This is a genomic window from Paenibacillus sp. SEL3 (assembly GCF_054602585.1).
Genome location: NZ_CM137725.1, coordinates 109817 through 122271, shown reverse-complemented (window position 1 = coordinate 122271; position 12455 = coordinate 109817). Strand labels below are relative to the sequence as shown.

The following is a 12455-nucleotide window of genomic DNA, read 5'->3' as shown; positions in this document are numbered from 1 at the left end:
TAAAAAATGTATAAGAGAAATACCGTGGAGAGCAATTTGCTCTCTACGGTTCGCAAAAACAAAATATTAGACTGACCTCCAAAACCAGACAGGGGTAGCCATGGACGAGAAAATAAAGTCCTAGACTACCTCTGTTTTTATTGAGCTTTTCGTTTCTCGTAGCAGGATGTAGGTTCAAATATAACAATCCGATTAATGAGTTTCACAAGTAGAGAGCTAGGCTCCGCCTTGATTTTACATTTAAACAGCAACCGTTTTCCGGTATTCAATCGGGGACGGTTGATTTTTGTATTCTGGCCTATAAAACAGAAATTTTTCTATATTTCATAAAACCTATTTACATACTTGGTTTAAAGCGATATATTAAGTATCAAATTTGAATCATTTTGTGGTTGAACGAGGGGGAAATGAAATTATGGATATCCAAAAAGAGTTCCAAAGACACAAAAAGCTAGGACTGGGAGGTATCATGCTACTGGTGCTGGTTTTGCTGGTCACTGCATGTGGCGTGCCGAAAACAGAGAGCGGCACTCAAGGGACAAGCACTGCGGAATCGAATACAACAAACGAAAAAACGGACAACTTAAATCTAAAGGGTAAACGGGTTGCGTTGATCATGGAGTTTAACACGGGCACATTTTCGCAACAGTATGTTCAAGGTGTGGAAGAGGAAGTTAAAAAATTTGGCGGTACGCTGACTAAGTTTGTGGCAGATAACGATAAGGCTAAAATGGCTTCTCTGCTTGATAGTGCGATTAACCAGCAGTTTGATGTCATTTTGACTGATCACGGTGATGCATTACTGGAAACAGGGCTAAAAAAAGCAGTTTCCCGCAATATTCCAGTTATCGTGTTCGATGCTGCCGTCAATGTTCCGGGTGCGGTAGTGCTCTCACAGGATGACCAAAGCATGGCTGAGCTAACGCTGGAGCAAATGAAGAAGGATATCGGTGGCAAAGGCAACATTGTGAAAGTATGGGTTGCCGGATTTGCGCCGATGGAACGTCGTCAGGTTGCTTATGGTGCATTTTTGAAATCCAATCCGGATATTAAAGAAATTGCGACTTTTGGTTCGGCTCAGAATCCTGCGTTGGATACGCAAGCCAAAATGGAAGCTGTATTAAAGCAATATCCTAAGGGCGAAATTACAGCCGTCTGGGCGGCATGGGATGAATTTGCCAAAGGCGCAGCCCGTGCCATCCAACAAGCGGGACGTACGGAAATTAAAGTCTACGGCATTGACATGAGCGACGAGGACTTGCAAATGATCCAAGACCCGAAAAACCCTTGGGTGGCCTCGGCAGCCGTAGATCCAACAGATATCGGGCGCGTACAAGTGCGCTATGCATATCAGAAGCTGCATGGGGATAATCCGGAGGAGAAAGTCGTACTGAAGGCTGTATATGTGCAACGCGAAGCGTTGCCGGATAAGCAAATTTCCACATCCGAGCTGTCCCAATATGTGAAGGGCTGGGGCCAAAGCGAACAGGGCTATAAGGATTGGATGAAGGAATATGAAACGTCCAAATAAAATGTTTGCATAACTCAAAGGCGCGCTTCGGCGCGCTTTTATCATAAGCAGGCGTGAGGGGGCACCATGAGTTCACAAGTATATACATTGGAAATGAAAAAAATTAGCAAACAGTTTGCTGGTGTAGATGCGCTGCGAGCCGTGGATTTTACGGTGCAGGGTGGCGAGATTCACGCTCTGCTGGGCGCCAACGGGGCAGGGAAAAGTACATTGATGAAGATTCTGTCCGGTGCGTATCATTCCGATCAGGGAGCTATCGTAGTTGGTGGCAAGGAACTGAACATTAGTTCACCGTGGGAGGCCAAAAGAGCGGGAATTCACTGTGTGTATCAGGAGGTCGATTCAGCGCTTGTACCACAGTTAACTGTTGCTGAAAATATTGTAATGGACGATTTGTCAGCCCCTGATGGTCGATGGTGGACTGCACCGGTTTCTATGCGCAGACGAGCGCGTGAGGCATTAGCACGTCTGGAGGTAGATATTGACGTGCGACGATATGTGTCTGAATTGACGTTGGCAGAAAAACAGCTTGTACTTATATCACGCATTCTGACACAGCAAGCCAATGCCATCATTTTTGACGAGCCTACGGCGCCGCTCAGCGAAGAAGAAACGCGACGTTTGTTCCGCACAATCCATACACTCAAGGATGAGGGAGTTGCATGTATCCTCATCACACACCGATTGCCGGAGGTTATCGAACACAGTGACCGTGTTACGGTGATGCGTGATGGTGAGCGCGTGTTCACGGGACCTGCGTCTGATTTAAGTGTAGGTGACATCGTTACGCATATGCTTGGGAAAACATTTGAGGAGGAATTTCCAAAAACAGAGGTACCGATTGGTGAAACGGTATTGGAAGCGAAAGGGCTTCACAAAGGATTACGAGTGCACGGCATTGATGTACAGGTCCGATGTGGTGAAATTCTCTCTATTGTGGGTTTGGTTGGTGCAGGCAAGACAGAGCTGTCACGACTTCTTACAGGAGCAGACAAGCCGGATAAGGGAGAGCTGACCTTTAAAGGTCGCTCCATTCGATTGAGGGAACCAGCGGATGCGGTAGCTCAAGGAATTGTGTCCATACCCGAGGAGCGACGTAAGCAGGGGGTGCTAATTGAGGAGAGTGTGGAAAGAAACCTTAGTCTTCCGCTTTTGGGCAAACTGAGTGTCCTTGGTTTCATCAGTCGACGTAAAGAACGAAATAACGGTAATGGGATTGTCGCCTCTCTCGGTATTAAGACACCATCGCTCCGTCAGAATGTTAAATATTTAAGTGGCGGGAATCAGCAAAAAGTTGCTATTGGGAAATGGCTGCATTCCGGAGCGGATGTATTTGTTTTTGACGAGCCAACCAAGGGTGTAGATATAGGGGCAAAAAGTGATATTTTCCGTATCATTGGTGAGTTGGCGGAGCAAGGAAAAGCGATCATTTATCTAACCTGTGAATTTGCTGAAGGGATTGGCATTGGTGATCGGATTGCAGTGATGTATGATGGCAAAATTATAAAGGAATTTGCTCGGGGCGAAGTGGAACAGGAACAGCTTCTGTTGTATGCCAGCGGGGGTGAAGAGGTGCATTCTTCATGAAGGAAAAATGGTTAAACGTCTCATTTCGTTACGGTGCCGTAGTTGTCATTATAGGTGTGTTGGCGTTTTTTTCATCTACATTACCTTATTTCTGGACTTATGATAATTTAATGGACATTCTTGGCTCGATTGCCATTGTGACTTTCGTTGCCATTGGTGTGACATTGTCACTTATCGTGGACGGTTTTGACCTGTCGGTGGGAGCTACAGTATCTTTGACAACGGTCGTTTCCGCTTCTTTAATGGTCTGGTATGAGCAGCCTGTTGCGGTGGTCATTATTGTGTCTCTGATTGTCGGCGCTTTGGTAGGACTGTTGAATTCATTATTGATCATTAAACTGCGTATTCCTGATTTGCTCGCAACCCTTGCAATCATGTATATTGTAAGCGGGATTCACAAAACGTACGCACAGGGCTATACCATATATAATCATATGCAGTTTCCCGATGGTAGCAAGGCGCCGGGGGAGATATCTCCTGCATTTCTTTTGCTGGGGCAAGGTAAATGGTTGGGTATCCCGATTTCGGTTATTTTACTGTTGCTGGCTGTGGCGGCGGTGCATGTTTTCTTGACCTATACAAAGCATGGGCGTCAAATGTATGTAACGGGTGGAAATAAGGAAGCTGCTCGTCTGTCGGGTATACGGGTAAAAAAAGTCCGTACTCTGGCCTATGTTGCTTCAGGTGTATTTGCGTCGATTGCCGGTATTTTGTATGCCTCGCGCGTAGGCTCAGGCCAAATTGACGCGGGTTCCCCCTTGCTCATGGAAGCGGTAGCTGCAGTATTCGTCGGTTTTTCGGTCTTTGGTGCTGGTAAACCCAATGTTATTGGTACATTTATTGGTGCAGTTTTGATCGGTGTGTTGGTTAATGGACTAACGATGATGAATGTGCAATATTTCGCCCATGATATTGTCAAAGGAGTAGTGCTGGTACTTGCGCTGGCCGTTACTTTTTATGTGTTAAACCGTCGTCGTACTTGAAATTGTCTGTGGACTGTATTACTATAAACCTTGTTCCACGCAAGCAGGGTGCCATAAAACGCCAGTTTCGGCCTATATTGCGGAGGTTAGGTATATTCTATGTATATTTAACGACGAAACGGAAACAGATGATAACATTATGGAAGGCAGTACGCCGCCCGGGTTATTTTATACAGGCGACCTCATATCGGTCATTAACACCGATAACCTAAATGCTGGACTACACTTGAATTGGGAGGTGAATATGTTGAATAAAACGGATTTGATCAATCAGGTTTCTGAAAGCACTGAATTGTCCAAGAAGGACGTAACCAAAGCAATCGATGCAGTATTTGAGGCGATCTCTGGAGCGTTGCAAAGCGGAGATAAAGTGCAACTGGTAGGTTTCGGGAACTTTGAGGTTCGTGAACGTTCCGCACGTAAAGGACGTAACCCGCAAACAGGAGAAGAAATCGAAATTCCTGCGAGCAAAATTCCGGCATTTAAACCGGGTAAAGCGCTTAAAGACGGAATTAAATAAGATTTCTTACATATTCCCAATGCGCTGAAAAGACCGTGAATTTGATTCACGGCCTTTTCTTTTTGTCCTGTTTACTTCGTGGTAGGGGTGCTATGGACTGGAGAAGAGGAAGCTGCCCTGCCGTTTCGCGAGGCATAAGCGATCAGCACTAGGGGTTCACCTGTCAGCTCGGCAAATTCATGCTCCAGCTGTTGAAGCCGTTCGATTTGGGCAGGACTGAGATTGGCGGGAAGGTAGTTTTTCATCAGATCCGTTCCTTTCTTTAATAGATGGGACTGCACGGATAGTATGGCTCGGGACATGCTAATTGTTGCAGGAGCACGGGAAGCATGTAGTTGACAAAACAAGCTTGAATCTCCATCATAAAAAGTATAGCTTCGGCTCTCAGGGAGGAAAAGGATATGGAAGATAACGTGACGGGTAGCAGTGAGTACGTCGTAATTAAAGCGAAAAGCAACGGATGTCAGGTATTTGGTTTGACCAGAGGCCAGGATACACGCCTACATCATTCAGAAAAATTGGACAAGGGCGAGGTACTGATTGTCCAATTTACGGATCATACTTCTGCTATTAAAATTCGCGGCAAAGCCGTTGTGATGACTAAGCACGGGGTAGTAGATACGGAGGATTAAAATGCAGGCATAGCCTGCTTTTTTTTGTTGTAGAATGAGAGTGAGGACCTTTACCGTAGCAAACCCACATTATGAGGTAGAGGTCAGGGGAGGCTCTGATGAAACCTTGGATTGTATTCGGTGGCTCCATTCTCATAACCATCGCAGCAGCTGTGTTGCTGCCGTCTTTACAAGTGCTGGACTCAGGAACCGCAGCAGTTCGTGAGACACAGGCGACGATTTCGCCTCAGCAACGGGTGCTGCTGTCAGATGACAATCTGGTGGATACGCTGAACGAGCTACCGTTGACTACACCGATTGCAAGCGCAAGCTGGGAACATTCTGTCCTGACCCTGGATGTCAAACTGTCCAAGGAAGAAACTGCCCCGCTAGAGATTTATCAAAACATGGCGGAGATTGCCGCTTTTAGCTTTTACGGAACGACGAATGTGCGGCAATTGCTGCTTCGGGTGGTGACGCAGGACGAATGGTCAGGAGAACGTCATTTGCTGCTTGCATCCGATATACGCCGGAACGAGTGGACGAACGAGGCATTGGAACAGCTGAGAAGCCGGGAAGGCGCGGAATTGCCAGAGGATTTGAAATCCCGTTTCCGCATTACAGTAACGCCCATGTGGCAAAACAGGTTTAACGGTGTATATACAGATTAGATGTTTCTGCCGGTGGACCTACAGTACTTTAGTCGCGAATCATTTTAAATTGTGATATAATATAAGGCATTGCAATTATTTGAGTATAGCAGAAAGTCATGTCTCGGAGGCTTAGGATGAAACCGTATCGCGTACCCCAATTAGCAAGGAAATATGTGGAATACGACATGATTCAACAACATACGGAAATGCCGGCTTTTCCTGACAGCCGTACCCGTTTGATGTTTGTGTTTTTGAACCGGAATGCGCAGGAGCTGCATGCCAGTGAGGACGAACTGTACGCATTGGTAACCTCACTTGTGCAGATGGGGCTGGATACGCATGATATGATTGATACTTTATCCGGTATACGGAGCCCGGAGGAGATGCGTTCCAGACAGCTGAAAGTGTTAGCTGGGGACTATTTTAGCAGTCGTTTTTATCAGTTGCTTGCACTGGCAGGCCGCATTACGGCCATTTCGAAGTTGAGTGATGCTGTATGTGAAGTGAACGCAGGGAAAATGAGTCTGTACTGGGGAATGAAGCAATTCCGCTTGGATGCAACTCAGTATTTAACTCAGATGGTTCGTTTCAAAAAGGAGCTTTTTTTATCATTCACTTCACTTGTAGCAGAACAGGATCAGGAAATTTGGAAGCAGCTTCTTAACAAATTTGCCCTCTGTGATACCTTGGTGGAGGAATGGGGCAAGCGGACAGAACCGGACAAGTCCCGTTTCGGATATATGTTCTGGCATATTTATGGTAACGGAGACCGGAACGAGCAAGCGTTGCTTTCAGAAAGTGGTACTGACACTGAAGCATGGCGTAAGCTTGTTCTGAAATACAAAGCCGAGGATGCGATACTGGACAAGCTTCGCACGGCAGTTACACACATCCGGCAGATCCTGTCAGATGACCAAAATACGGGGATCGAGGAATTTGAACGCATGCTTGAGCCTTTCCTAAAGCTGCTAAATAGTCCGCACCCAGTTGTGAGGGAAGGTTAGGTGAACGTGATGGGATCAAGCGACACCAAGCCGAAAGAGCAATTCGTTCATGGCGTGTTTGAAAGCATAGCAGGTAAATACGATTTGATGAACGATATACTGAGCTTTCGCAGACATAAGGCTTGGCGGAAATTTACGATGAAAAAAATGAACATGCGTCGCGGCGATACGGCAATTGATCTTTGCTGTGGTACATGTGACTGGACGCTTGCGATGGCGCGAGCAAGTGAAAGTGGTCACATCGTAGGACTCGATTTTAGTCAGAACATGCTCAATGTTGGCGAGCGTAAAATTATATCAGAATCCCGTGAAAAGCAAATTAAGCTTGTTCAGGGCAACGCGATGGAACTGCCTTTTGAAGATAATTCATTTGATTATGCAACGATTGGTTTCGGTCTGCGCAACGTACCTGATCTGCGCCACGTGTTACAGGAGATGCAACGAGTCGTCAAACCTGGCGGGCAGGTCGTATGTCTAGAATTGTCCAAACCTACTTGGCAGCCGTTCAAGGGAATTTACTACACATATTTTCAACACATCTTGCCCATGCTCGGCAAATTGTTCGCCAAACGTTATGAGCAGTATAAATGGCTCCCTGATTCGTTGGCGCTTTTTCCAGGAAGGGATGAGTTGGCTGGCATCTTCCGTGAAGTCGGATTGAAGGATGTTCAGGCTCATTCTCTCACCGGAGGCATTGCGGCATTGCACATTGGAATCAAGGAGAGTCAGCATGTTTAAGAAAATTGCTATTTTTTTGGAAATGATTAAAATTGAACATACGTTATTTGCGCTCCCATTTGCATTCATGGGGGCTGTATTGGGGTCAGTTATCGTGACAGGCAACCTACCCTCGTGGCCGCAGATCGGCTGGATCCTGCTAGCTATGGTTGGCGCACGCAGCGCTGCTTTTGGCTTCAATCGTATGATCGACCGGGTGATTGACGGGAAAAATCCGCGCACAGCAGGACGCGCTATCCCGGCAGGGTTGCTCAAATCGAGCGAAGTGGTAATTTTCATTATCGTCAGTCTGGTGTTGTTATTCTGGGCATCATTCAAGTTAAGTCCGCTGGCGTTCAAGCTGTTCCCGCTGGCCTTTTTTATGCTCGTTTTTTACTCTTACACCAAGCGTTTCACTTGGCTTTGCCATATTGTACTTGGTCTGACCATTGGTTTGGCGCCACTAGGCGCGTGGGTTGCGGTAACGGGACAAATAGATTTGACCGCTATCGTTCTGTATCTCACGATCGCATTTTGGACGGCTGGATTTGATGTTATTTATGCTTGTCAGGATATAGATTTTGACCAAAACGAAGGAGTTTATTCTATTCCTGCCCGTTTTGGTGTAGCAGGTGCATTGAACATCGCTCGGGCATTTCACGTCATTACGGCGATCGGATTTATTGTACTGTTCTTTATTGCAGATTTAAGCTGGTGGTATCTGGCGGGCATGATTATTTCGTGCATTATTTTATTTTATGAGCACTATATCGTATCTCCAAAAGATTTGAGTCGTTTGCAGACGGCATTCTTTACTATGAACGGTGTACTTAGCACTGTCGTATTTGCCTTTACACTGATTGATTTGGTGGTGCGTTAATACTAATGAATAATCAGGTGAGCGAACATCAAGGCAAACGAATCGTTATTGGCATTACAGGCGCGAGCGGAAGCATTTATGGTGTGCGACTGGTAGAGACTCTGCTGGACTTGCAATACACAGTTCACCTGATCGTGTCTAATGCTGGCTGGCGGGTGTTGAAAGAGGAGTTGGGCTGGAATGTGACTGACCGGGAAGGGGCTTTGAATGAACAATTCGGAGGCCGTCCCGGTTCTCTTGTATACCATCCGTTCACAGATATTGGAGCTTCGATTGCAAGCGGCTCTTATTTGGTGGATGCGATGATTATCATGCCATGCTCGATGGGGACGTTATCAGCAGTAGCACACGGTTCGTCCGATAATCTCATGGCGAGGGCAGCGGACGTGATGATAAAGGAAGGTCGTCCGCTGATCCTTGTGCCTCGTGAGACGCCTCTACATGCCATTCATTTGGAAAACATGCTTAAGCTTGCGAGACTTGGCGTCAAAATGATTCCGGCCATGCCGGCTTTTTACTTTCATCCGAAGACGCTGGATGATATTGTGCTGTTCCTCGTAGGCAAAGTATTGGACAGCTTGCGTATAGAACATCAACTGTTTACGAGATGGGGGGATTCCGATGCCGACACCGGACACCAAGACAATCACAATCGGAAAAATTAAATATACAAACGCTTGGCCTATTTTTCATTATTTTAATCCTTCTGAGCTTCTCCATTCGGCGGAGATGGTTTCTAAAGTTCCGGCTGAATTGAATCAAGGTATGTTGAATGGGAGTTTGGATATCAGTGCGATGTCCTCCTTTGCGTATGCATCCGGTGCTGAGGAAATGCTACTGTTGCCGGATTTATCCGTCAGTGCAGATGGTCCTGTGCAATCCATTTTACTATTTTCACGCAAGCCGCTGGACGAAATCAAAAACGGAACCATTGCACTAACAAATACGTCTGCTACATCCGTGAATTTGTTGAAAATTTTGATGCAAAAGGCATGGGAAGGTCAGCCTTCCTATTTTGACTGTGAACCGGATCTTGACTTGATGCTGGAACAGGCAGATGCGGGGCTACTGATTGGAGATCACGCGATTAAGGCATCTTGGCGAAACGAAGGTCTGTATGTTACGGACCTCGGAGAAGAGTGGAAGCGCTGGACGGGCTACAGTATGACTTTTGCTGTATGGGCAGTACGACGTGCTGTTGCTGCTCAAAATCCCGCAGCGGTAGCTGAAACTGCGAGTGCGTTCCGCGCAAGCAAGCAGCGTAGTCTGTCGGACTTGACGTCTGTTATTTCTGAAGCATGCGAGGAAATTGGAGGTCTGCGAGATTATTGGGAGCGCTACTTTACTAATCTGTGTTATGATTTTGGAGAGAAGCAACAACAAGGTTTAGAGCTTTACTTTCAGTATGCGCATGAACTGGGGCTGCTTGACCGACGAGTAAAGCCGCTTCTCTGGAGTGACAATACGCTGACACGGGTGAAAGAATGAAACGATTGGATTTGTTCGGTTTATTAAAGAAGGATATGAACTTTATAGAAGAAGAGTTGTACCGCAGTATCGATAGTACGGAGCCGTTGATTAATGATACGTCGCTTCATCTGCTTAAAGCAGGGGGCAAGCGTTTGCGTCCCGTATTTGTATTGCTGGGAGGCAAGTTTGGAGAATATGATCTGGACAAGCTCAAGCGTATAGCGGTACCTCTGGAATTGATTCATTCTGCCTCTCTCGTTCACGACGATGTGATTGACGATGCGGAAATGAGACGCGGTCAACCCACCGTGAAGTCCAAATGGGACAATCGGGTGGCTATGTACACCGGAGACTACATATATGCACGTGCGCTGTCTATTGCTGCTGGATTGCCGAATCCCGACATTCACCGGGTACTGTCTAAAGCGCTGGTGCAGATGTCCATTGGTGAAATGGAACAAATTCGTGATTTTTTTAATGTGGATCAGAGTGTGCGTAATTATTTGCTTCGCATACGGCGCAAAACGGCTTTATTAATTGCGGTTAGTTGCCAGCTGGGAGCTATGGCTGCAGAGGCACAGGAAAGTGTCAATTCCCTGCTGTACAGCTACGGCTATAACGTAGGTATGGCTTTTCAAATTCAGGATGATCTGCTTGATCTGTGCGGAACAGAAAAAAAGATCGGAAAGCCGCCGGGCAGCGATATGAGACAGGGGAATATTACGCTTCCGGTGATTTATGCGCTCGAACAGCCTGAGTTGCGTGCAGATCTACTGGCTGAAATCCGCCGCATTCAGGATGGAGATGGGCTAGGAGACGCACGCAAAGCGGTGGATATAATCAAAAAAAGTGAAGGAATCGCTAAAGCTGAAATTCTCGCCGACCGATATATTAATAAAGCGCTAAACGCGCTGGACTTACTACCAGATGTCAAAACAAAAAAGACGCTACGCGATATTGCTCATTTTGTAACACGCCGCTCCTACTAAAGTTGTGTTTTGGGTTTGCTGTGACAAAATGCTTTAACCAGTTCCAAGCTTTCTGTTACAATACAGTTTAGTACTGTATAAATACATTAGATTGGATTGGGAGTGAGCCGATGGATCGTACTTTTTTGATGGTTAAACCGGATGGTGTACAACGTGGGTTGATTGGACGTATCATTAGTCGTCTGGAAGACAAAGGCTTTAAAATGGCGGCTGGCAAGCTTGTACAAGTATCAAGAGAACAGGCAGAACGGCATTATGCGGAGCATGTGGGCAAGCCTTTTTTTGAAGAGCTTGTAGGTTTTATCACATCAGGCCCTGTGTTTGCTATGGTATGGGAAGGGGATAACATCGTTACGCTTTCCCGCTTGTTGATTGGTAAAACACAAGTAACCGAAGCTCTTCCGGGCACAATTCGTGGAGACTTTGCAGCACATACACCGTTTAACCTCATTCATGGTTCAGATTCACCGGAGAGCGCAGAGCGCGAGATTGCAAATTTTTTCATGCCGGAAGAATCCGTTCGGTATGAAAAAAGTGTGGCGACCTGGATGTAAGTTTAATTACGTATGAAGAAGGATGGTAGCATGACGGATATGGAACTGGGTCAGACGGACCCCGATTACACAGCGTTTATCCGCAAAATCAAGGACAGCACAGGTATTGATCTTGCACAATACAAAGAAGCACAGATGAAAAGGCGGTTAACTACGCTTCGCAACAAAAACGGGTTTCCCAGTTTTGTTTCTTTTTATGATGCCATGATGAAGGAAAAACCTCTATTCTATGAATTTCTGGATCGGATGACGATCAATGTTTCGGAATTTTGGCGTAATCCCAATCGGTGGGAAGTGCTGCGAGATACAATCTTGCCACAACTGCTTGTGGGGAAGCAGAAGCTTAAGCTGTGGAGTGCGGCCTGCTCGACTGGTGAAGAGCCTTATAGCTTGGCTATGGTTCTCGACGGTAAAGGTATTTTGGGGAATTGCTCCATTACGGCTTCCGACATTGATGATGGTGCATTGGCAAAAGCCAAGGAAGGCAAATATTTGGAGCGTTCGCTCAAGGATGTGCCTGAGCAGGTAGCTAGCAAATATTTTAAGCCGGATGGTGCGATGTATCGAATTGATGACCGTTTGAAACAAGCCGTGAAATTTCAAAAGCAAAACTTGCTGCTGGATCGGTTTGAGGATGGCTATGATCTCATTATCTGTCGAAATGTAATGATTTATTTTACAGAAGAGGCCAAACATACGTTGTATCAAAAGTTTGCAGCCAGTCTTCGTCCCGGCGGAGTATTGTTTGTCGGTAGCACAGAGCAAATCTTTTCTCCTAACCAATATGGTCTGGAATCGACGGAAACCTTTTTTTATCGCAAAAAAGCATAAGCCTGCAAACATCATCCAAAGTTTTATAGGGACTTATTTATATCTTTGAGTAATTGATGGTTGGCTTATTAGCAAAGCACGTCCTTTAGCCCCTTTGGCTAAGAGGCGTGTTTTTGTTTATCTGC

At 46.1% G+C, this 12455-nt stretch carries 15 protein-coding genes; 14 read left to right on the top strand and 1 reads right to left on the bottom strand.

Annotated elements, in window-relative coordinates:
- The first annotated feature begins 415 nt into the window (after positions 1–415).
- From ACYCS5_RS00610 to ACYCS5_RS00595, 4 genes are all read left to right on the top strand, one after another.
- Entirely contained in the window at positions 416–1531 is a 1116-nt protein-coding gene (locus ACYCS5_RS00610) for a sugar ABC transporter substrate-binding protein (RefSeq protein WP_340885733.1), read from the top strand.
- Between the two features lie 66 nt (positions 1532–1597).
- Positions 1598–3118, top strand: a complete 1521-nt coding sequence (locus ACYCS5_RS00605; protein ID WP_459760646.1) for a sugar ABC transporter ATP-binding protein — start codon at positions 1598–1600, stop codon at positions 3116–3118.
- A complete protein-coding gene (locus tag ACYCS5_RS00600) occupies positions 3115–4101 on the top strand; it encodes an ABC transporter permease (RefSeq protein WP_069012697.1) in 987 nt (328 codons plus the stop codon). The genes ACYCS5_RS00605 and ACYCS5_RS00600 overlap by 4 nt, the downstream gene beginning before the upstream one ends.
- 247 nt (positions 4102–4348) lie before the next feature.
- Positions 4349–4621 carry an HU family DNA-binding protein gene (locus ACYCS5_RS00595; RefSeq protein WP_013310732.1) on the top strand — a complete coding sequence of 91 codons (273 nt, stop codon included), beginning with the start codon at positions 4349–4351 and terminating at the stop codon, positions 4619–4621.
- A 71-nt stretch (positions 4622–4692) separates the two neighbouring features.
- Here the strand turns inward: ACYCS5_RS00595 and ACYCS5_RS00590 are convergent, their stop codons facing one another.
- Entirely contained in the window at positions 4693–4968 is a 276-nt protein-coding gene (locus ACYCS5_RS00590) for a hypothetical protein (protein ID WP_069012696.1), read from the bottom strand.
- A 54-nt stretch (positions 4969–5022) separates the two neighbouring features.
- Here ACYCS5_RS00590 and mtrB point away from each other — a divergent pair, with 54 nt between their 5' ends.
- The 10 genes from mtrB (at position 5023) to ACYCS5_RS00540 (ending at position 12330) form a co-directional block, all read left to right on the top strand.
- Positions 5023–5253, top strand: a complete 231-nt coding sequence (gene mtrB / locus ACYCS5_RS00585) for a trp RNA-binding attenuation protein MtrB (protein WP_013310730.1) — start codon at positions 5023–5025, stop codon at positions 5251–5253.
- 98 nt (positions 5254–5351) lie between these two features.
- Positions 5352–5903: a hypothetical protein gene (locus ACYCS5_RS00580; protein WP_029517330.1), complete on the top strand. Its 552-nt coding sequence runs from the start codon at positions 5352–5354 to the stop codon at positions 5901–5903.
- Positions 5904–6019: 116 nt separating this feature from the next.
- The gene (locus tag ACYCS5_RS00575; RefSeq protein WP_069012695.1) at positions 6020–6889 is read left to right on the top strand and encodes a heptaprenyl diphosphate synthase component 1; all 870 of its coding nucleotides are present in this window, start codon (positions 6020–6022) and stop codon (positions 6887–6889) included.
- 9 nt (positions 6890–6898) lie between these two features.
- A complete protein-coding gene (locus ACYCS5_RS00570; protein WP_039271329.1) occupies positions 6899–7627 on the top strand; it encodes a demethylmenaquinone methyltransferase in 729 nt (242 codons plus the stop codon).
- Positions 7620–8486: a UbiA-like polyprenyltransferase gene (locus ACYCS5_RS00565; protein WP_459760645.1), complete on the top strand. Its 867-nt coding sequence runs from the start codon at positions 7620–7622 to the stop codon at positions 8484–8486. Before ACYCS5_RS00570 ends, ACYCS5_RS00565 begins: the two co-directional genes overlap by 8 nt.
- Before the next feature lie 5 nt (positions 8487–8491).
- A complete protein-coding gene (locus tag ACYCS5_RS00560) occupies positions 8492–9151 on the top strand; it encodes a UbiX family flavin prenyltransferase (protein ID WP_340955770.1) in 660 nt (219 codons plus the stop codon).
- A complete protein-coding gene (locus ACYCS5_RS00555; RefSeq protein ID WP_029517335.1) occupies positions 9108–9974 on the top strand; it encodes a menaquinone biosynthetic enzyme MqnA/MqnD family protein in 867 nt (288 codons plus the stop codon). The genes ACYCS5_RS00560 and ACYCS5_RS00555 overlap by 44 nt, the downstream gene beginning before the upstream one ends.
- On the top strand, positions 9971–10945 hold the full coding sequence (locus tag ACYCS5_RS00550) for a polyprenyl synthetase family protein (RefSeq protein WP_029517336.1): 975 nt from the start codon (positions 9971–9973) through the stop codon (positions 10943–10945). Before ACYCS5_RS00555 ends, ACYCS5_RS00550 begins: the two co-directional genes overlap by 4 nt.
- Before the next feature lie 110 nt (positions 10946–11055).
- A complete protein-coding gene (gene ndk, locus ACYCS5_RS00545) occupies positions 11056–11499 on the top strand; it encodes a nucleoside-diphosphate kinase (protein WP_039271067.1) in 444 nt (147 codons plus the stop codon).
- A 30-nt stretch (positions 11500–11529) separates the two neighbouring features.
- Positions 11530–12330, top strand: coding sequence for a CheR family methyltransferase (locus ACYCS5_RS00540; RefSeq protein ID WP_023989169.1), 801 nt, complete (start codon positions 11530–11532; stop codon positions 12328–12330).
- The last annotated feature ends 125 nt before the right edge of the window (positions 12331–12455 follow it).

Coding starts and splice junctions, on each gene's coding strand:
- ACYCS5_RS00610 (WP_340885733.1), top strand. CDS start 416: ATGGATATCCAAAAAGAGTTCCAAAGACACAAAAAGCTAGGACTGGGA.
- ACYCS5_RS00605 (WP_459760646.1), top strand. CDS start 1,598: ATGAGTTCACAAGTATATACATTGGAAATGAAAAAAATTAGCAAACAG.
- ACYCS5_RS00600 (WP_069012697.1), top strand. CDS start 3,115: ATGAAGGAAAAATGGTTAAACGTCTCATTTCGTTACGGTGCCGTAGTT.
- mtrB (WP_013310730.1), top strand. CDS start 5,023: ATGGAAGATAACGTGACGGGTAGCAGTGAGTACGTCGTAATTAAAGCG.
- ACYCS5_RS00580 (WP_029517330.1), top strand. CDS start 5,352: ATGAAACCTTGGATTGTATTCGGTGGCTCCATTCTCATAACCATCGCA.
- ACYCS5_RS00575 (WP_069012695.1), top strand. CDS start 6,020: ATGAAACCGTATCGCGTACCCCAATTAGCAAGGAAATATGTGGAATAC.
- ACYCS5_RS00570 (WP_039271329.1), top strand. CDS start 6,899: ATGGGATCAAGCGACACCAAGCCGAAAGAGCAATTCGTTCATGGCGTG.
- ACYCS5_RS00565 (WP_459760645.1), top strand. CDS start 7,620: ATGTTTAAGAAAATTGCTATTTTTTTGGAAATGATTAAAATTGAACAT.
- ACYCS5_RS00560 (WP_340955770.1), top strand. CDS start 8,492: ATGAATAATCAGGTGAGCGAACATCAAGGCAAACGAATCGTTATTGGC.
- ACYCS5_RS00555 (WP_029517335.1), top strand. CDS start 9,108: ATGCCGACACCGGACACCAAGACAATCACAATCGGAAAAATTAAATAT.
- ACYCS5_RS00550 (WP_029517336.1), top strand. CDS start 9,971: ATGAAACGATTGGATTTGTTCGGTTTATTAAAGAAGGATATGAACTTT.
- ndk (WP_039271067.1), top strand. CDS start 11,056: ATGGATCGTACTTTTTTGATGGTTAAACCGGATGGTGTACAACGTGGG.
- ACYCS5_RS00540 (WP_023989169.1), top strand. CDS start 11,530: ATGACGGATATGGAACTGGGTCAGACGGACCCCGATTACACAGCGTTT.